Genomic DNA, 19,199 nt, shown 5'->3' with positions numbered 1-19,199 from the left:
ACTGGAACAATTGCTCACAGCGCAGCACGAAGCCCCGGCAGCAGCGGCAGCCGGGGCTTCATGAGATCAACCGTGGGTCTCACACACCGGAACCAGAGGGCACGGAGTCAGTTGCCTCCGTCCACAGGTCCTGCTCGGCGCGATCCGCCTGGATCTGGCGGTACACGAGGAGCCCGCCGATGGCGGCCAGTGCGACCAGGAGCAGCTTCTTCACCGCGCGACCTCGTCCTTCGTTGACGTTGGGGACTTCTGGCCGCCAACAATACACACCGACCGATATCCGACCGGTGCCCGTCGGCCGACACCCGACCCCTCCACCGACCCAACGAAGAAGGACCCCCGGGCCGAGGCCTGGGGGTCCTTCTTCACTGTGGGGCTAACAGGATTTGAACCTGTGGCCTCATCCTTATCAGGGATGCGCTCTAACCAACTGAGCTATAGCCCCATCCGCGCCGCGCGCTGACTCCTGAAGATTAGCGCACGGAGCGGGTCGAGCCAAAATCCGTTCCCGCCGGCCTCCCCGCGGGCTTCCCCGCAGGTCAGTCAGTGGGTCGATCAGCAGGTCATTCGTCCTCGGCCAGCGTGAGTTCCACGCCGCCCACGAAGCCCGCCGACAGGTTGTAGATGAACGAGCCCAGCGTGGCCAGTGCCGTCATCAGCACCACGTCGATCACCGAGATGACCGACGTGAAGATCAGCACCCGCGGCAGCGACAGGAACGACTGGAGGTCGAACCCGTTGCTCTCGTTCGATCCGGTCGCCTCGCTGATCGTGCCGCCGACGGTCGAGAAGATGCCCATGGCATCCATGACCATCCACAGCACGGCCGCCGCCACGATCGTGCACACGCCCAGCGCGATCGACAGCAGGAAACTGACCTTCATCACCGACCACGGGTCCGCTTTGGCGACCCTCAGCCGCGCCTTGCGCGTCCTCGGTGCCGTACGGACCCCCGGTCGGGCTCCGCGCTGCGCACCGGGGCCCGCCGGCGCCGCGTAGGCCTGCGGGGGCTGGTACGGCTGGCCGTCACGGTCCTGGCCCTTGTCCGTCGGTGCCTTCGGCTGGGCCTTGGACTGAGCCTTCGACTTAGGTTCTCGGGTGTCCGTCACGGTTCCCCCCTGGGAGTCCGCGGCGGGGCCACGGGCACCGTTCGCTCCAGTTTTGGCCGGTCCGGCGCCCGTGGCTCCACTCACGCTTACTCCTCGTGCTCCCCTGCCGAAGGCTCCGTGCCCTCGGCGGCCTCGGCGGCCTGTCCGTCGGCTGCCCCGGCCTCGATGTCCGAGTCGATGTCCGACTCGATGTCATCGGCCTCATCAGCTTCCTGACCCGCCTCGGCGTTACGAGCGATGCCCACCACGGCATCGCGCTTGCCCAGGTTGATCAGCTGGACGCCCATGGTGTCACGGCCGGTCTCCCTGACTTCGTTGACTCGCGTGCGAATCACACCACCGCTGAGCGTGATGGCGAGAATCTCGTCCGTTTCGTCGACCACCAGCGCGCCGACGAGCGACCCGCGGTCCTCGACGATCTTCGCTGCCTTGATGCCCAGACCACCACGTCCTTGGACGCGGTACTCGTCGACCGGCGTCCGCTTGGCGTAGCCGCCGTCGGTCGCGGTGAAGACGAACGTACCCGGCCGGACCACGCTCATCGACAGCAGCTCATCGCTTCCGCGGAAGCTCATGCCCTTCACGCCCGAGGTCGCGCGGCCCATCGGACGCAGCGCGTCGTCGGTCGCGGTGAAGCGGATCGACTGCGCCTTCTTGCTGATGAGCAGCAGGTCGTCCTCGGCGGACACCAACTCGGCGCCGATCAGCTCGTCGTCGGCGCCGCTCTCCGTCTCGCGGAGGTTGATCGCGATGACGCCACCCGATCGGGGCGAGTCGTAGTCCTTGAGCGCCGTCTTCTTCACCAGGCCGCCCTTGGTGGCCAGGATCAGGTAGGGCGCCGCCTCGTAGTCGCGGATCGCGAGGATCTGGGCGATCTTCTCGTCCGGCTGGAAGGCCAGCAGGTTCGCCACGTGCTGACCGCGGGCGTCGCGGCCGGCGTCCGGCAGCTCGTACGCCTTGGACCGGTAGACGCGGCCCTTGTTCGTGAAGAACAGCAGCCAGTGGTGCGTGGTCGAGACGAAGAAGTGGTCGACCAGGTCGTCCTGCTTCAGCTTCGTGCCGCGCACGCCCTTGCCGCCGCGCTTCTGCGAGCGGTAGTCCTCGGTCTTGGTGCGCTTGACGTAGCCGCCGTGCGTGATCGTGACGACGATGTCCTCTTCGGCGATCAGGTCCTCCATGGACATGTCGCCGTCGAAGGGCACCAGCTTGGAACGCCGGTCGTCGCCGAACTTCTCGACGATGACCGCGAGTTCCTCGCTGACGATCTGCCGCTGGCGCTCCTCGGAGGCCAGGATCGCGTTGTACTCGTTGATCTTCGACTGGAGCTCGTCGTGCTCGGCGACGATCTTCTGCCGCTCCAGGGCCGCCAGGCGCCGCAGCTGCATTTCGAGGATCGCGTTGGCCTGGATCTCGTCGATCTCCAGGAGGCCCATCAGGCCCTCGCGCGCGATCTCGACGGTGTTGCTGCGCCGGATGAGGGCGATGACCTCGTCGATGGCGTCCAGGGCCTTCAGCAGACCGCGCAGGATGTGCGCGCGCTCCTCCGCCTTGCGCAGGCGGAAGCGCGTGCGCCGGACGATGACCTCGATCTGGTGCTGCACCCAGTGGCGGATGAAGGCGTCGATCGACAGGGTGCGCGGCACGCCGTCCACCAGGGCCAGCATGTTGGCGCTGAAGTTCGACTGCAGGTCGGTGTGCTTGTAGAGGTTGTTCAGCACGACCTTGGCGACCGCGTCCCGCTTCAGGACGATCACCAGGCGCTGGCCGGTCCGGGACGAGGTCTCGTCGCGGACGTCGGCGATGCCGCCGACCCGGCCGTCCTTCACCAGGTCGGCGATCTTCTGCGCGAGGTTGTCGGGGTTGGTCTGGTACGGGAGCTCCGTGACCACCAGGCACTGGCGGTTCTGGATCTCCTCGACCTCGACCACCGCGCGCATCGTGATGGAGCCGCGCCCGGTGCGGTACGCCTCCTCGATGCCCTTGCGGCCCACGACCAGGGCACCGGACGGGAAGTCCGGGCCCTTGATCCGCTCGATCAGCGCGTCCTGGAGCTCCTCGTGCGAGGACTCCGGGTGCTCCAGCGCCCACTGGGCACCGGCCGCGACCTCGCGGAGGTTGTGCGGCGGGATGTTGGTCGCCATGCCGACCGCGATGCCCGCGGAGCCGTTGACCAGCAGGTTCGGGAAGCGCGCCGGCAGGACCGTCGGCTCCTGGTTGCGGCCGTCGTAGTTGTCCGTGAAGTCGACGGTCTCCTCGTCGATGTCCCGGAGCATCTCCATGGCCAGCGGCATGAGCTTGCACTCGGTGTAGCGCATCGCGGCCGCCGGGTCGTTGCCCGGGGAGCCGAAGTTGCCGTTGGAGTCCACGAGCGGCATGCGCAGCGACCACGGCTGGGCCAGGCGGACCAGCGCGTCGTAGATCGAGGAGTCGCCGTGCGGGTGGTACGTGCCCATGACGTCACCGACGACGCGGGCGCACTTGTAGAAGCCCTTCTCGGGCCGGTAGCCGCCGTCGTACATCGCGTACAGCACGCGCCGGTGTACCGGCTTCAGGCCGTCCCGGACGTCGGGCAGGGCGCGGGAGACGATGACGGACATCGCGTAGTCGAGGTAGGAGCGCTGCATCTCCGTCTCGAGCCCGACGGGCTCGATCCGCAGCACGGGCTGCTCCTCCGCGGAATTCTCGGTGTTCTTGGCGGGCTGGGTGGTTTCGTCGGCCATTGCTGGTCAGAAGTCCTTTCAGGCGGTCATGAGAGCCGACTCAGATGTCGAGGAACCGAACGTCCTTGGCGTTGCGCTGGATGAAGGAGCGTCGGGCTTCGACGTCCTCTCCCATCAGCACCGAGAACAGGTCGTCGGCCTGCGCCGCGTCGTCCAGGGTGACCTGGCCGAGCACGCGGTGGTCGACGTCCATGGTGGTGACGCGCAGCTCCTCGGCGTTCATCTCGCCCAGACCCTTGAAGCGCTGGATCGAGTCTTCCCTGATCCGCTTGCCGTTCTGCTTGCCGAGCTCGACCAGGGCGTCGCGCTCGCGGTCCGAGTACGCGTACTCGAAGTCGTCGCGGCCCCACTTGATCTTGTAGAGCGGCGGGCGCGAGAGGTACACGTGCCCGGCCTCGACCAGCGGCCGCATGAAGCGGAACAGGAAGGTCAGCAGCAGGGTGTTGATGTGCTGGCCGTCGACGTCGGCGTCCGCCATCAGGATGATCTTGTGATAGCGGAGCTTCTCGATGTCGAAGTCCTCGTGCACACCGGTACCGAAGGCACTGATCAGCGCCTGGACCTCGGTGTTCTGGAGGATCTTGTCGATCCGGGCCTTCTCGACGTTCAGGATCTTGCCGCGGATCGGCAGGATGGCCTGGTACATCGGGTTGCGGCCGGACTTCGCGCTACCGCCGGCGGAGTCACCCTCGACGATGAAGATCTCGCACTTGGTCGGGTCGTTCGACTGGCAGTCGGACAGCTTGCCCGGCAGCGAGGCGCTCTCCAGCAGACCCTTGCGGCGCGTCAGGTCGCGGGCCTTGCGGGCCGCGACGCGCGCGGTGGCCGCCTGGATCGACTTGCGGATGATGTCCGAGGCCTCGACCGGGTTGCGGTCGAACCAGTCGTTCAGGTGCTCGTGCACGACCTTCTGCACGAAGGTCTTCGCCTCCGTGTTGCCCAGCTTGGTCTTCGTCTGGCCCTCGAACTGCGGCTCGCCCAGCTTCACCGAGATGATCGCCGTCAGACCCTCGCGGATGTCCTCGCCGGCGAGGTTGTCGTCCTTCTCGCGGAGCAGCTTCTTCTCCCGCGCGTAGCGGTTGACCAGGCCGGTCAGCGCCGCGCGGAAGCCCTCTTCGTGGGTGCCGCCCTCGTGCGTGTGGATCGTGTTCGCGAAGGAGTAGACGCCCTCGGTGTACTGCGAGTTCCACTGCATCGCGATCTGGACCGAGAGCATGCGCTCCTTGTCCTCGGCCTCGACGTCGATGACGGTCGGGTGGATCAGCTCGCCCTTGCGCGAGTTGAGGTACTTCACGAAGTCGACGATGCCGCCCTCGTAGTAGTACTTCACCGTGCGCGCGGGGGGCTCGGCGATGTCCGCGTCGGGGTCGTCCGCGCCGACCGTGGCCTTCGCCGACTCGCGCTCGTCGGTCAGCGACAGGGTCAGGCCCTTGTTGAGGAAGGCCATCTCCTGGAAGCGCCGCGAGAGCGTCTCGAAGGAGTACTCGGTCGTCTCGAAGATGTCGGGGTCGGCCCAGAAGGTGACCGAGGTGCCGTGCTCCTCGGTCTCCTCGTTCTTGGCGAGGGCGGCCGTCGGGGCGCCGAGCTTGTAGTCCTGGGTCCAGCGGTAGCCGTCGCGCCTGACCTCGACCGCGACCTTCGTCGACAGGGCGTTCACGACGGAGACGCCGACGCCGTGCAGACCACCGGAGACGGCGTAGCCGCCGCCGCCGAACTTGCCGCCCGCGTGCAGGACGGTCAGCACGACCTCCAGGGCCGGCTTGCCCTCGGAGGGGACGATGTCGACCGGGATGCCTCGGCCGTTGTCGATGACCCTGACCCCGCCGTCGGGCAGGATCGTCACGTCGATGGTGTCCGCGTGCCCGGCCAGCGCCTCGTCGACGGAGTTGTCGACCACCTCGTAGACGAGGTGGTGCAGGCCGCGCTCACCCGTCGATCCGATGTACATGCCGGGCCGCTTACGGACCGCGTCCAGGCCCTCCAGGACCTGGATGTTGCTTCCGGTATACGAAGATCCACCGGCCTCGGCGACCTCGCCGCCGGCGGTGGACTCGTTCTTGTCGTTGGAGTTGCCGGAATCGGCCACGAAGCGCCCTTTCTGGCACAGCACAGGCCGTACTCCGGGCCAGCAGGCATGCAAGCAGGAGCGGCTGCGTCGATCTGCGTTGTCAGCGTTTGTCACCGGTACTCGACTGGTGATCCCGCAACTGGGCGGGATTGTCTCCAGTCTACCGGTACCACTGACATGAATGGGGGTTTGCCGGTACCTGAGTACGCATGTGCCGCCCTGAACCTCCTCTCTCCGACTCCCCATATCCGGGGAGGGGCTCAAAGTGGCTCACACGGGCATCCAGAGCTTCGGGCTGTCAACCCGCGACTACCGTGAGGGACACCACCCGCGACCGGGTCCCGCCGGCCCCGCCGCGGCCGGGCCGCGGCAGGCCGGAAGCCGTCGCTCCCAAGGGAACGACGGCTTCGGGGAGGGGCGGGCGGGAGGCGCCCCGCGGCGCCGGCTCACCCGTACGTGTCGCCCGGGCCCCGACTGCCCGGGCTGCGCCAGGGTCCGTACCCCTTCGGCCGGCCGGCCGGCCCCTGCACCTTGATCAACCGGACGGTGCCCTGACCGAGGTCACCGTTGAGCCGCGCCACCAGCTGCGGGGCCAACAGCTTCAGCTGTGCCGCCCACGCCGAGGAATCGCAGCGCACGGCCAGCTCGCGGTCCTCGTAGCGCTCCGGCACGCAGTGCGCCGCGATCTCCGGGCCGACGATCTCGGGCCAGCGCTCCATCACCCCGGCCACCGCCATCGGCATCTCCCAGCCGCGCTCCGTGCGCAGCCGGTCCAGCGCGGCCATCAGCGGCATCGGGTCCCGACCGTCCGCCCGGGCGCCCGAGCGCAGCCCGGGTTGGTACGGGCGCTTCTTGCCGCTGACCGCGTTGCCCCGGGCCCGGGCCTGCTCCCGGGCGGCGGCGAGGGCCTGGCGCGCCAGGTCGACCCCGGAGGGTTCCGGGGTCCTGCGCTCCTCCTGCCCGCCGGCGTTCACAGTCGGGTCACCTCGCCGCCGGAGACCGCGAAGCGGGTCCCCGTCAGGACCGACGGCACGTCGTCGTCCACCGCCGCCGTCACCAGGACCTGCTCGCCGGGAGCGACCAGCTCCGCGAGCCGCTCGCGGCGCCGGGTGTCCAGCTCCGCGAACACGTCGTCGAGGACCAGCACCGGCTCGGCGCCCTCCGAGCGCAGCAGCTCGTAGGAGGCCAGCCGCAGCGCCAGCGCGTACGACCAGGACTCGCCGTGGCTGGCGTAGCCCTTGGCGGGCAGCTCGCCGAGGCGCAGCAGGACGTCGTCGCGGTGCGGGCCCACGAGGGTGACGCCGCGCTCGATCTCCTGCTTGCGGACCCCGGTCAGCGCGGCCAGCAGGACCTCGTGGAGCGCCTCGCGGGTGCGCGCGTCGCCGCTGTCGACGGGTTCGCCGGCCGAGGACCTGTAGCTCAGCCCGAGGGGGCCGCCGCCGGGCGCGAGCTGTTCGTAGGCCTTGTCGGCGAGCGGCAGCAGCGTCCCGATCAGGTCGAGCCGCTGGGCCAGCAGCTCCGCGCCGACGCGGGCCAGGTGCTGGTCCCACACGTCGAGGGTGGACAGGTCCATGGAGCGGCCGCCGTGCCGGCGGGCCATCGCCGCGGATTTCAGGAGGGTGTTGCGCTGTTTGAGCACCCGCTCGTAGTCGGAGCGGACGGCCGCCATCCGCGGCGACCGGGCGGTGACCAGGTCGTCCAGGAACCGGCGGCGCTCGCCGGGGTCGCCCTTGACCAGCGCGAGGTCCTCGGGGGCGAACAGCACGGTCCGTACGATTCCCAGCACGTCCCGGGGCCTGACCTGCGAGGACCGGTTGATGCGGGCGCGGTTGGCGCGGCCCGGGTTCAGCTCCAGCTCCACGAGCTGTTGCCGCTCGCCCTGGGTGACGGCGGCCCGGATGACGGCGCGTTCCGCGCCCATCCGGACGAGGGGCGCGTCCGAGGAGACCCGGTGGCTGCCGAGCGTGGCGAGGTAGCCGATGGCCTCGACGAGGTTCGTCTTGCCCTGCCCGTTGGGACCCACGAAAGCCGTGACGCCCGGACCGAGGGGTACCTCGGCCCGGGCGTACGAGCGGAAATCTGCCAGGGAGAGATGCGATACGTGCATGATGCGCCGACCTCCCCCGGCTTCCTGCTGTAGTGCTGTTCGTGCTCTTGGTGCTCTTCGGTACGGGTGCTGGTGGTGCTACTTCTTCTCGACCGCGTGGCCGCCGAACTGGTTGCGCAGCGCGGCGATCATCTTCATCTGCGGGGAGTCGTCCTGGCGGGACGCGAACCGCGCGAACAGCGAGGCGGTGATCGCCGGCAGCGGCACCGCGTTGTCGATGGCCGCCTCGACCGTCCAGCGGCCCTCGCCCGAGTCCTGCGCGAAACCGCGCAGCTGCTCCAGGTGCTCGTCCTCGTCCAGCGCGTTGACGGCGAGGTCCAGCAGCCAGGAACGGATGACCGTGCCCTCCTGCCAGGACCGGAACACCTCGCGGACGTCGGTGACCGAGTCGACCTTCTCCAGGAGCTCCCAGCCCTCGGCGTAGGCCTGCATCATGGCGTACTCGATGCCGTTGTGGACCATCTTCGCGAAGTGGCCCGCGCCGACCTTGCCCGCGTGCACGGCGCCGAAGTCACCTTCGGGCTTGAGGGCGTCGAACACCGGCTGGACGGCCGCGACGTGCTTCTCGTCGCCGCCGTACATGAGCGCGTAGCCGTTCTCCAGGCCCCAGACGCCGCCGGAGACGCCGCAGTCGACGAAGCCGATGCCCTTGGCCTTCAGCTCCTCGGCGTGCTTCTCGTCGTCCGTCCAGCGCGAGTTGCCGCCGTCCACGACGATGTCGCCGGGCGAGAGCAGCTCGCCCAGCTCGTCGACGGTGGACTGGGTCGCCGCACCGGCGGGGACCATCACCCACACCACGCGGGGGGCCTGCAGGCTGTCCACAAGTTCCCGCAGGGTGTGGACATCCGCGAGGTCCGGGTTGCGGTCGTATCCGATGACGGTGTGGCCTGCGCGGCGGATGCGCTCGCGCATGTTGCCGCCCATCTTGCCGAGACCGACGAGACCAAGCTCCATCAACTGGTTCCTTACGCGTTGTGGCCGTCGTTGCCGCAGGCTCCCCGGCGCACCGGGTCACCCACCGGATCCGAGCCTACGCCGGGGCGTGCACGGCGGCCCCACGGGCCGTGGCGTCCGTCCAGGGAGTTCCCAGGCGTTCTGGACTCCCCGGAGCCCGTCCTGTGGACGCCGTCGGGCCCGGCCCCGCGGCCTGCGGGAACGGGCCCGAAGGGCACGACGTCAGCCGGACAGGCGCACCGGCATGATCAGGTACTTGTAGGCCTCGTCGGCCTCCGCGTCGACCGCGGGGCGGCCGCTGAGCAGCGCCGGCTTGGTCGAGGTGGTGAAGCTCAGCTGCGCGACCGGCGAGTCGATCGCGCTGAGGCCGTCCAGCAGGAAGGTCGGGTTGAAGGCGATCGAGATGTCGTCGCCGTCCAGCTTCGCGTCGACGCGCTCCACAGCCTGTGCGTCGTCGCTGGAGCCGGCTTCGAGGATCAGCACGCCCTGCTCGAAGCTCAGCCGGACCGGGGTGTTGCGCTCGGCGACGAGGGCGACGCGCTTGACGGCCTCGACGAACGGGGCGGTCTCGATCACCGCGATGGAGTTGAACTCCGTCGGGAAGAGGGTGCGGTACTTCGGCAGGTCGCCTTCGAGCAGCCGGGTGGTGGTGCGGCGGCCGGCGCCCTCGAAGCCGATGAGGCCCTCGCCCGCGCCGGAGCCCGAGAGCGCCAGCGTGACGGTGTCGCCACTGGTGAGGGACTTGGCGGTGTCCAGGAGGGTCTTCGCGGGCACCAGGGCCACGGCGGAGGCGTCCGGGTTCTCCGGCTTCCACAGGAACTCGCGGACCGCGAAGCGGTAGCGGTCGGTGGAGGCGAGGGTGACGCGGTCGCCCTCGATCTCGATGCGGACACCGGTCAGCACGGGCAGCGTGTCGTCACGACCGGCGGCGATGGCGACCTGGGCGGCGGCGGAGGCGAAGACCTCACCGGGCACGGTGCCGGTCGCGGTCGGCATCTGCGGCAGCGCCGGGTACTCCTCCACGGGCAGGGTGTGGAGGGTGAACCGCGAGGAGCCGCAGACCACGGTCGCCCGTACACCGTCTGTGGAAATCTCCACCGGCCGGTTCGGCAGGGCACGGCAGATGTCGGCGAGCAGGCGGCCGGACACCAGGACGGTGCCGTCCTCCTCGACGTCGGCCTCGACGGAGACCCGGGCCGAGACCTCGTAGTCGAAGCCGGAGAGGGACAGCTTTCCCTCCTCGGCCTTCAGCAGCAGGCCCGCGAGTACCGGCACCGGCGGCCGGGCCGGGAGGCTGCGGGCAGCCCAGGCCACCGCCTCTGCGAGTACGTCGCGCTCCACCCGGATCTTCACCGGAACCGCCTCCTGCTGTTGCTCGCTCGTCTGCCGGCCTCGTCGTCGGCTCGTCGGTGCCTCGACCGGTTGCCGGGGACCAGTCTGACGTACGGCGCCGACAGTCGGTGCGGCCGGCGGTCAAGTCGGGGACGAGGCGGCGGCGAGCTCGATCGACGAGTTGTGCACAGGACCTGCTTGAAAACCGAAACCGGGCTAACTCTCCATGGGGGTAGTAGTAGGGCCTGTGGAAACGGTGGATAAGCCCGTTTCCCCAGGTCAACCCCGGTTTTTTATCCCCACACCCTGTGGGCGGCACCGGTGGACAACACGGTGTCCCTGTGGAGAACGAAAACTTCTGCACAGGCCGTCCCCAGACGACCCTCACTACTCCACAGGTGCGTCCCCAGCTTTTCCCCAGTACTCCACAGCCCAAACGTCGACGTCCGTGTGACCGCTTTCACTCGGGGCGGTGACGGGAGGTGCCGCGTTGCCGAACAGTGGACAACGGTGTGGAGAACCCTGGGGAACCTGTGCACAGGGTGCGGGAACCTGTGGGCCGGCGGTGGACGAAGCCGTGGATGAGCCTGTGGATGAATTTTTTGTCCACAGGCTGTGGATCGGGCTTGCGCACAATTCCACAGGTGGCTGACCTGCCCTGATGGGCCCTCAACCTGCGGTCCTGTGGACAGATTGTGGGCGGCGGAAACTGTCCTCAGGCTGTGGACGGAAGAAAGTCGGCCAATCTGTGGATGAGTTGCTCTGCAGGGGGCGTATTCGAACAGAGCAGGGGCGCGCGATCGGAAAAGGGCGCCCCCGGTTCGGCCCGGAAGCGCCCCTGTTCTCGCGTGTGAAGGGCCCGGCACGGCTGCCCGGAGCCCGCGTCAGGCGTTCTTGATGCGGTTGGTGAGCTCCGTGACCTGGTTGTAGATGGACCGTCGTTCCGCCATCAGGGCCCGGATCTTGCGGTCCGCGTGCATGACGGTGGTGTGGTCCCGACCGCCGAACTGGGCCCCGATCTTGGGCAGCGACAGGTCCGTCAGCTCCCGGCACAGGTACATGGCGATCTGCCGCGCGGTGACCAGCACCCGGCTCCGGGAGGAGCCGCACAGGTCGTCCACGGTCAGCCCGAAGTAGTCGGCGGTGGCGGCCATGATGTCGGAGGCGGTGATCTCGGGCGCGCTGTCCTCGCCGCCCGGGATCAGGTTCTTGAGCACGTCCTCGGTCAGCCCGAGGTCGACCGGCTGCCGGTTGAGGCTCGCGAACGCCGTCACCCGGATCAGCGCCCCCTCCAGCTCGCGGATGTTGCGCGAGATGCGGGAGGCGATGAACTCCAGTACCTCCGGCGGGGCGTTGAGCTGCTCCTGGACGGCCTTCTTGCGCAGGATCGCGATGCGGGTCTCCAGCTCGGGCGGCTGGACGTCGGTGATCAGACCCCACTCGAAGCGGTTGCGGAGCCGGTCCTCAAGGGTGACGAGCTGCTTGGGCGGCCGGTCCGAGGACAGCACGATCTGCTTGTTGGCGTTGTGCAGCGTATTGAAGGTGTGGAAGAACTCCTCCTGCGTCGACTCCTTGCTCGCGAGGAACTGGATGTCGTCGACCAGCAGGATGTCCATCTCGCGGTAGCGCTTGCGGAAGGCGTCGCCCTTGCCGTCGCGGATGGAGTTGATGAACTCGTTGGTGAACTCCTCCGAGCTCACGTACCGCACCCGGGTGCCGGGGTAGAGGCTCCGCGCGTAGTGCCCGATGGCGTGCAGCAGGTGCGTCTTGCCGAGGCCCGACTCCCCGTAGATGAAGAGCGGGTTGTACGCCTTCGCGGGCGCCTCGGCGACGGCCACCGCGGCGGCGTGCGCGAAGCGGTTGGAGGCCCCGATGACGAAGGTGTCGAAGAGGTACTTCGGGTTCAGTCGTGCGGTCGGCTCCAGCGGCCCCGTGGACCCGCCGGACGGGGACGGCGGCGGCGCGGGGCGGCCGGGCGCCGGGCGCGGCGAGGGCTGCTCGTACTGCTGGCTCTCGTACTTCTGGTTCCCGTACTTCTGCTGTTCGTACTTCTGCTGTTCGTAGGAGGACTGGTCCCCGTACTTGGACTGCTCGTAGGAGCCCTGGTCGTAGCCGCCGGGTTCGGGCTGCTGGAGGTAGCCCGGCTGGGGGGAGGCGTACGGGTCGCGCTCGGGGAAGCCGCCGAGCCGCTGCTGCTGCCAGCCGTAGTCGTCCTGCTGACCGCCGCGGGGCCAGGCGCCGGGCTCCGGCCGCTGCTGCTGGTAGTCCGGATAGGCGGGGCGGGCGGTGGGGAGGTCGTCGCCCGGGCCGGTGTGACCGGTGTGACCGCCGGGGCGCTGGCCGCCGTACGGCTCGTAGCCCTCGCGCTGCCCGGAGGGCGGGGAGGACGGCGCGGGCTCGCCCGCGGAGTCGTCGACGGTGATGGCGATGCGGATGGGCCGGCCGCACTCACGGCTCAGCGCGTCGCTGATCAGCGGGGCGAGGCGGCCTTCGAGGACGCGCTTGCCCCACTCGTTGGGGACGGCGAGCAACGCGGTGTCGGCGACCAGGGCCAGCGGCTGGCATCGTTCGACCCACTGCTTGTCCTTGGGCTCGATGCCTTGCTGACCCTCGCCGAGCAGCTTCTCGAGCACGCGTGGCCACACTGCGGCAAGATCGGCGGGTACGTCAGCCACAGAGCACGCTCTCTCACAGGGGGTCCCGTCCCACGAAGGTGTGGTTCTTTGGGACGGTCGGGACAAAAAACAGGGATCGGGCAACGGTAGTCAGGCCGATGGCCACGGTTCAAGTCGTTGTCCACAGCCTGTGCACAGTGTGCGTCAGACGAGCTCGGTTTGACCGGATGGCGTAGCCGCGCGTACCGTGACGAGGTCGAATTGTCGATGGCTGCTGCCGCCTGCCTACCGATGGGCGAAGGTCACGTCAGTGATCATTTAGCGGTGTCCACTCGGGCGAACACGCGAGTTCCTCGTGGGCGCACGGTGACAGCCAGGCGATGTACCGCCATAACGATTCATTCTCTGGAGCCCCCGAGTGAGCAAGCGCACCTTCCAGCCGAACAACCGCCGTCGTGCCAAGACCCACGGCTTCCGCCTGCGGATGCGTACCCGTGCCGGTCGCGCGATCCTCGCGAACCGTCGTGGCAAGGGCCGCGCCGCCCTTTCCGCGTAACAACGCGCAGGTCGTGACGTCGTGCTGTCTCCCGAAAATCGGCTGAGGCGGCGTGAGGACTTCGCGAGCGCGGTGCGCCGGGGTCGGCGGGCAGGACGCCCGCTCCTCGTCGTCCACCTAAGAACAAGCGGTGCAACGGACCCGCACGCGCCGGGGGAGATCCATCCCTCGCCGCGTGCGGGTTTCGTCGTCAGCAAGGCCGTCGGCGTCGCGGTCGTCCGTAACCGGGTGAAGCGTCGTCTGCGCCATCTTGTCCGCGATCGGCTGGCCCAGCTGCCCGCCGGTAGCCTGGTGGTAGTGCGGGCCCTGCCCGGATCGGGCGATGCCGGCCATGACGAGCTGGCCCGCGACCTGGACGCCGCCTTGGCGCGGCTGCTGGGAGGCGTCGCTCGATGAAGTACCCGCTGCTCGCTTTGATCAAGCTGTACCAGTGGACGATCAGTCCGCTGCTCGGGCCGGTGTGCCGCTATTACCCCTCGTGCTCGCACTACGGGTTCGCGGCCATCGACCGGCATGGTGCGGTGAAGGGGACGGTTCTGACCGCCTGGCGGATCCTGCGGTGCAATCCGTGGTCCCCGGGTGGTGTGGATCATGTCCCACCCCGGAAACGCCCGCGTTGGCACGAGCAGCTGCGCAGTGCGTTGCGTAGATCTCGCAATGCTCAAGGAGCCTGATTAGTGGACACGATTGCCAGTCTGTTCAGCTTTATCACCACACCCGTGTCGTGGATCATCGTGCAGTTCCACTCGCTGTACGGCGCGATCTTCGGTCCGGACAGTGGGTGGGCCTGGGGCCTGTCCATCGTGTCCCTGGTGGTCCTGATCCGTATCTGCCTGATCCCGCTCTTCGTGAAGCAGATCAAGGCGACCCGTGGCATGCAGGCGCTCCAGCCGAAGATGAAGGCGATCCAGGAGCGCTACAAGAACGACAAGCAGCGTCAGTCCGAAGAGATGATGAAGCTGTACAAGGAGACGGGCACCAACCCGCTCTCCTCGTGCCTTCCCATCCTGGCGCAGTCCCCGTTCTTCTTCGCGCTGTACCACGTGCTGGCGAGCATCGCCAACGGCAAAGAGATCGGCTACATCGACGGTCCGCTGCTGGCGAGCGCCCGCCAGGCGCACATCTTCGGTGCCCCGCTGGCCGCGAAGTTCATGGACAGCGCCGAGAAGGTCGCCGGCCTGGACGCCTCGATCACCGATGTGCGCATCGTCACAGCGGTCATGATCATCATGATGTCGCTGTCGCAGTTCTACACGCAGCGCCAGCTGATGCAGAAGAACGTCGACCTCTCGGTCAAGACGCCGTTCATGCAGCAGCAGAAGATGCTCATGTACATCTTCCCGGTGATCTTCGCGGTCATGGGCATCAACTTCCCCGTCGGTGTCCTCGTCTACTGGCTGACCACGAACGTGTGGACCATGGGCCAGCAGATGTACGTGATCAACCAGAACCCGACGCCGGGCAGCAAGGCGCAGGACGAGTACCTGACCCGTCTGCTGAAGCGGGTCAGTGCGCACGGCGCCGTCAGGGGCCGGAGCAAGAAGAAGATCGTCGCGGCGATCGTGGCCAAGGGCCCGGAGCGCAACGACAACGAGCGGAAGTTCATCACCGCGCTCACCAAGCAGGGCATGGCCGCGCAGGCGGACGGCTCCGTGATCACGAGTACTGAGGCCACCGCGGACGCGGATGCGGCGAGCGGCGGTGTCGCGACCAAGCGGCAGCAGCCGAAGCGGCAGACGAAGGCGAAGCGTCAGACGCCCCCCAGCAAGCCCTCCAAGAAGTAAGAAGGAGTCCCTCCCGTGACGGAAGGCACCACCACCGCCGCCGCTGAGAGTGGCGACACCCTGACCCGCCTGGAGCAGGAGGGTGAGATCGCGGCCGACTACCTTGAGGGTCTGCTGGACATCGCCGACCTGGACGGCGACATCGACATGGACGTCGAGGCCGACCGGGCCGCCGTCTCCATCGTCAGTGACTCCTCCGGCCGCGACCTGCAGAAGCTCGTGGGCCGCGACGGCGAGGTCCTGGAGGCTCTGCAGGAGCTGACGCGCCTGGCCGTGCACCGGGAGACCGGGGACCGGAGCCGGCTGATGCTGGACATCGCCGGCTTCCGGGCGAAGAAACGCGAGGAGCTCACGGCCCTGGGTGCCCAGGCCGCGGCGGACGTGAAGGGATCGGGCGAGCCGCTGAAGTTGGCTCCGATGACCCCGTTCGAGCGCAAGGTCGTCCACGACGCCGTGGCGGCCGCCGGTCTCAAGAGCGAGTCCGAGGGCGAGGAGCCGCAGCGCTTCGTCGTTGTGCTCCCGGCCTGACCGGAACATCATGTGGTCGGCCCCGTCTGTGTCGCAGGCGGGGCCGATGTTTGTAAGCCTGACAGTTGAACGACACGGTTTTGGCGTGAGCGGTTCTGTACGGAAGGACGGTCCCCGTGACGGAGGCAGCTGAGCTTCCCCCGGCGCCTGAAGAGGCGCGCGCGGTGTTCGGTGAGTTTTTCCCGGAAGCTGTGCGGTATGCGGAGCTGCTGGCGGACGCAGGAGTTCAGCGCGGTCTGATCGGACCGCGGGAGGTGCCCCGGTTGTGGGAGCGGCACCTGCTGAACTGCGCGGTCCTGTCGGAGGTGGTGCCCGAGGGCGTCACCGTCTGCGACGTGGGCTCGGGCGCGGGTCTGCCCGGCATCCCGCTCGCCCTGGTCCGCCGGGACCTCAAGATCACCCTGTTGGAGCCCCTGCTCCGCCGCACGAACTTCCTCCAGGAAGCCGTGGAGCTGCTGGGGCTGGACCACGTGACGGTGGTGCGCGGACGGGCCGAGGAGATGCTCGGCAAGGTCCAGCCGGTGCACGTGGTGACGGCCCGCGCGGTGGCGCCCCTGGACCGCCTGGCGGGCTGGGGCGTTCCGCTGCTGCGTCCGTACGGCGAGATGCTGGCGCTCAAGGGCGACACGGCGGATGAGGAGCTGGTGGCGGCCAAGGTCGCGCTGGCCAAGCTCGGCGTGGTGAAGACCTCGGTGCTCCACGTCGGCGAGGGCATCGTGGATCCCCTGTCCACGGTCGTGCGCGTCGAGGTCGGAGAAAGCCCGGGCGGGGTGAGGTTCGCGGCCAAGCGGGCCAAGGCCGCGCGGACGAGCAGGACGCGCCGGCGCCGCTGAGTGTTGCCAAGGCCCTTCCATCAGGGGGGCGCGGTCGGGGATTTCGGGCGTGTTGGGCCCTATAGGTCGGGATTGCGGAGTGTCGTGACGGCCTGAAGACCCTGTCCGGGCATCGTGTTTCACGTGAAACGTCGCTCTCTGCTGCACGGAATCATCAGCCGCGGCCGTGCGGCTGCCGCCCCCCGTTCCCGCAAGGACACGGGGGGTACGGAGTTGTCCACAACGGTGGATTCATCCACAGGAGTACGGGCCCCGCTGGTTCGCGACCCCGGTGACATGGCAGGCTCTGTTCATCGCGAGCCCGCTGCCGAGGAGAGTGACACCGTGCGGTCCGACGCCAACCTCGCGGGGCCGATGACCGATCCGGTCCCAGGTCCCCGCTCTGCATCGCCAAGCGATGTTTCACGTGAAACATCGCCACCGCCCCTCGTCGACAACGACGACATCAGCGAGAGCCCCATCGGCCGCGCCGCGCACGTGGACATCGAGGGCCTGGGACGCTCCAGCGCGGCGCTGCCACGGCCCGCGGACACCCGCGTCATGGTGGTGGCCAACCAGAAGGGCGGCGTGGGCAAGACCACGACCACCGTGAATCTGGCCGCCTCGCTGGCCCTGCACGGTGCCCGGGTCCTGGTGATCGACCTGGACCCGCAGGGCAACGCGTCCACGGCACTGGGCATCGACCACCACGCCGAGGTCCCGTCGATCTACGACGTCCTGGTGGACAGCCGTCCGCTCATGGAAGTCGTGCAGCCCGTGGTCGACGTGGAGGGTCTCTTCTGTGCCCCCGCCACGATCGACCTGGCCGGCGCGGAGATCGAGCTGGTTTCGCTGGTGGCCCGCGAGAGCCGGCTCCAGCGGGCGATCCAGGCGTACGAGCAGCCGCTCGACTACATCCTGATCGACTGCCCGCCCTCCCTGGGCCTGCTGACCGTCAACGCCATGGTCGCGGGTGCGGAGGTGCTGATCCCGATCCAGTGCGAGTACTACGCGCTGGAAGGTCTCGGTCAGCTGCTGCGCAACGTCGACCTGGTGCGCTCGCACCTGAACCCGACGCTGCACGTGTCGACCATCCTGCTGACGATGTACGACGGCAGGACGCGGCTGGCCTCGCAGGTGGCGGAGGAGGTGCGCACGCACTTCGGCAAGGAGGTGCTGCGCACGAGCATTCCGCGCTCGGTGCGCATCTCGGAGGCCCCGAGTTACGGCCAGACCGTGCTCACGTACGACCCGGGTTCCAGCGGCGCGCTCTCCTACCTGGAGGCGGCGCGGGAGATCGCCCTGCGCGGTGCCGGAATCCATTACGACGGCCTGAACGCCCATGCGGGCGCGGGCGCCAACAGTACGCAGAGTATGGCGGAGGGGATCCAGTGAGTGAGCGACGTAGGGGGCTGGGGCGGGGGCTCGCAGCGCTGATCCCGGCTGCTCCGCAGGAGAAGACGCCGGTCGGCGCCGGTTCGACGTCTCCGTCGGCGATGCCGGTGCTGACATCGGAGCGGGGCATCGCCGCGGCGAAGCTGGCTTCGCTGTCGCAGGCGGCTGTTTCACGTGAAACACCGGAGCCGGAGACGGCCGTGGATCGGGTGGCGGCGAGCGCCGCCGAGTCCACGGAGCCGGAGACCGGCGGAGCGGCGGTGGCGATGTTCGCCGAGCTGCCTCTGGAGCGGATCCAGCCCAACCCGCGCCAGCCGCGCGAGGTGTTCGACGAGGACGCCTTGGCGGAACTGGTGACCTCCATCCAGGAGGTGGGGCTCCTCCAGCCGGTGGTCGTCCGGCAGTCGGGTCCCGACGCCTATGAGCTGATCATGGGTGAGCGGCGCCTGCGGGCTTGCAAGGAGGCCGGACTGGAGCGGATCCCCGCGATCATCCGGGCGACCGAGGACGACAAGCTCCTGTTGGACGCCCTCCTGGAGAACCTGCACCGGGCACAGCTGAACCCCTTGGAGGAGGCGGAGGCGTACGACCAGCTATTGCACGACTTCAAGTGCACCCACGACCAGCTGGCGGACCGGATCGGGCGCTCGCGTCCCCAGGTCTCGAACACGCTGCGGCTGCTGAGGCTGCCGCCCAAGGTTCGGCTCAAGGTGGCGGCGGGCGTGCTGTCGGCGGGACACGCGCGAGCGCTGCTGCCGGTGGAGGACGCCGAGCAGCAGGAGCTGCTGGCGACCAGGATCGTGGAAGAGGGCCTCTCGGTCCGCACGGTCGAGGAGATCGTGTTCCTGATGGGCTCGGAGCCTTCCGGCCCGGCGAAGCCGAAGGGCCCGCGGGCCGGCGCCCGGGTGGCGCCGGCGCTCAGCGAACTGGCGACGCGCCTCTCGGACCGGTTCGAGACCCGGGTGAAGGTCGACCTGGGTCAGAAGAAGGGCAAGATCACCGTCGAGTTCGCGTCCATGGAGGACCTGGAGCGGATTCTGGGCACCCTGGCGCCCGGTGAGGGACGGGTCCTGGAGCAGGGGCCATCGGGGGAGTAGCCCGGATGGCCGAGGGACGGGCCGTGCCGGCGTGAGCCGGTGCGGCCCGCCCGCGCGTCAGCGCCTGATTTCGGCCCCCGTTTCCAGCCCCGTTTTGCGCAGCGACGCCATTCGGTGGCCAC

At 68.7% G+C, this 19,199-nt stretch carries 16 protein-coding genes, 1 tRNA gene and 2 pseudogenes; 8 read left to right on the top strand and 11 right to left on the bottom strand.

Translation table 11 applies throughout. The features are described from left to right. Positions 1-79: 79 nt before the first annotated feature. The 11 genes and pseudogenes from ACZ4XJ_RS14800 to dnaA (ACZ4XJ_RS14750) form a co-directional block, all read right to left on the bottom strand. Entirely contained in the window at positions 80-214 is a 135-nt protein-coding gene (locus ACZ4XJ_RS14800) for a DLW-39 family protein (protein ID WP_208809277.1), read from the bottom strand. Positions 215-371: 157 nt separating this feature from the next. Next, positions 372-445: transfer RNA gene (locus ACZ4XJ_RS14795), tRNA-Ile, on the bottom strand. Between the two features lie 118 nt (positions 446-563). Continuing rightward, positions 564-1,193 carry a DUF3566 domain-containing protein gene (locus ACZ4XJ_RS14790; RefSeq protein ID WP_362875145.1) on the bottom strand — a complete coding sequence of 210 codons (630 nt, stop codon included), beginning with the start codon at positions 1,191-1,193 and terminating at the stop codon, positions 564-566. A gap of 2 nt (positions 1,194-1,195) precedes the next feature. Further along, positions 1,196-3,829, bottom strand: coding sequence for a DNA gyrase subunit A (gyrA, locus tag ACZ4XJ_RS14785; protein ID WP_362875144.1), 2,634 nt, complete (start codon positions 3,827-3,829; stop codon positions 1,196-1,198). Between the two features lie 40 nt (positions 3,830-3,869). Next, positions 3,870-5,939, bottom strand: coding sequence for a DNA topoisomerase (ATP-hydrolyzing) subunit B (gene gyrB, locus ACZ4XJ_RS14780; RefSeq protein WP_468496375.1), 2,070 nt, complete (start codon positions 5,937-5,939; stop codon positions 3,870-3,872). A 404-nt stretch (positions 5,940-6,343) separates the two neighbouring features. Further along, entirely contained in the window at positions 6,344-6,871 is a 528-nt protein-coding gene (locus tag ACZ4XJ_RS14775; protein WP_362875142.1) for a DciA family protein, read from the bottom strand. After that, complete coding sequence (gene recF / locus ACZ4XJ_RS14770) at positions 6,868-8,004, bottom strand: DNA replication/repair protein RecF (RefSeq protein ID WP_362875141.1); 1,137 nt, start codon at positions 8,002-8,004, stop codon at positions 6,868-6,870. The genes ACZ4XJ_RS14775 and recF overlap by 4 nt, the downstream gene beginning before the upstream one ends. Positions 8,005-8,082: 78 nt before the next feature. Further along, positions 8,083-8,958 carry a phosphogluconate dehydrogenase (NAD(+)-dependent, decarboxylating) gene (gnd, locus tag ACZ4XJ_RS14765; protein ID WP_383987256.1) on the bottom strand — a complete coding sequence of 292 codons (876 nt, stop codon included), beginning with the start codon at positions 8,956-8,958 and terminating at the stop codon, positions 8,083-8,085. 222 nt (positions 8,959-9,180) lie between these two features. Then, complete coding sequence (dnaN, locus tag ACZ4XJ_RS14760) at positions 9,181-10,311, bottom strand: DNA polymerase III subunit beta (RefSeq protein WP_362875140.1); 1,131 nt, start codon at positions 10,309-10,311, stop codon at positions 9,181-9,183. An 863-nt stretch (positions 10,312-11,174) separates the two neighbouring features. Beyond that, positions 11,175-12,278 (bottom strand): annotated as a pseudogene (dnaA, locus tag ACZ4XJ_RS14755) (chromosomal replication initiator protein DnaA); the annotation flags it as partial. A gap of 162 nt (positions 12,279-12,440) precedes the next feature. Further along, positions 12,441-12,965, bottom strand: a pseudogene (gene dnaA / locus ACZ4XJ_RS14750) (chromosomal replication initiator protein DnaA); the annotation flags it as partial. A gap of 358 nt (positions 12,966-13,323) precedes the next feature. Between dnaA (ACZ4XJ_RS14750) and rpmH the strand changes: the two are divergent. The 8 genes from rpmH to ACZ4XJ_RS14710 all read left to right on the top strand — a co-directional run bounded on the left by rpmH (position 13,324) and on the right by ACZ4XJ_RS14710 (position 19,077). Next, positions 13,324-13,461, top strand: coding sequence for a 50S ribosomal protein L34 (gene rpmH, locus ACZ4XJ_RS14745; protein WP_008741645.1), 138 nt, complete (start codon positions 13,324-13,326; stop codon positions 13,459-13,461). Positions 13,462-13,482: 21 nt separating this feature from the next. Continuing rightward, entirely contained in the window at positions 13,483-13,857 is a 375-nt protein-coding gene (gene rnpA / locus ACZ4XJ_RS14740) for a ribonuclease P protein component (protein ID WP_362875138.1), read from the top strand. After that, positions 13,854-14,135, top strand: a complete 282-nt coding sequence (yidD, locus tag ACZ4XJ_RS14735; RefSeq protein WP_383987261.1) for a membrane protein insertion efficiency factor YidD — start codon at positions 13,854-13,856, stop codon at positions 14,133-14,135. The genes rnpA and yidD overlap by 4 nt, the downstream gene beginning before the upstream one ends. A gap of 3 nt (positions 14,136-14,138) precedes the next feature. Next, positions 14,139-15,245 carry a membrane protein insertase YidC gene (yidC, locus tag ACZ4XJ_RS14730; protein ID WP_362875137.1) on the top strand — a complete coding sequence of 369 codons (1,107 nt, stop codon included), beginning with the start codon at positions 14,139-14,141 and terminating at the stop codon, positions 15,243-15,245. A gap of 15 nt (positions 15,246-15,260) precedes the next feature. Next, entirely contained in the window at positions 15,261-15,773 is a 513-nt protein-coding gene (locus ACZ4XJ_RS14725; protein ID WP_362875136.1) for a Jag family protein, read from the top strand. 116 nt (positions 15,774-15,889) lie between these two features. Beyond that, entirely contained in the window at positions 15,890-16,606 is a 717-nt protein-coding gene (rsmG, locus tag ACZ4XJ_RS14720; protein WP_362875135.1) for a 16S rRNA (guanine(527)-N(7))-methyltransferase RsmG, read from the top strand. Positions 16,607-16,882: 276 nt separating this feature from the next. Continuing rightward, positions 16,883-17,980 (top strand): ParA family protein, encoded by a 1,098-nt coding sequence (locus ACZ4XJ_RS14715; protein WP_468496374.1) that lies wholly within the window; start codon positions 16,883-16,885, stop codon positions 17,978-17,980. Next, positions 17,977-19,077, top strand: coding sequence for a ParB/RepB/Spo0J family partition protein (locus ACZ4XJ_RS14710; protein ID WP_468496373.1), 1,101 nt, complete (start codon positions 17,977-17,979; stop codon positions 19,075-19,077). Before ACZ4XJ_RS14715 ends, ACZ4XJ_RS14710 begins: the two co-directional genes overlap by 4 nt. Positions 19,078-19,199 lie beyond the last annotated feature (122 nt).

The sequence above is a fragment of the Streptomyces sp. NPDC029836 genome, from assembly GCF_055574495.1.
The sequence above is the reverse complement of the archived record's forward strand: the minus strand, read 5'-3'. Positions and strand labels throughout refer to the sequence as shown.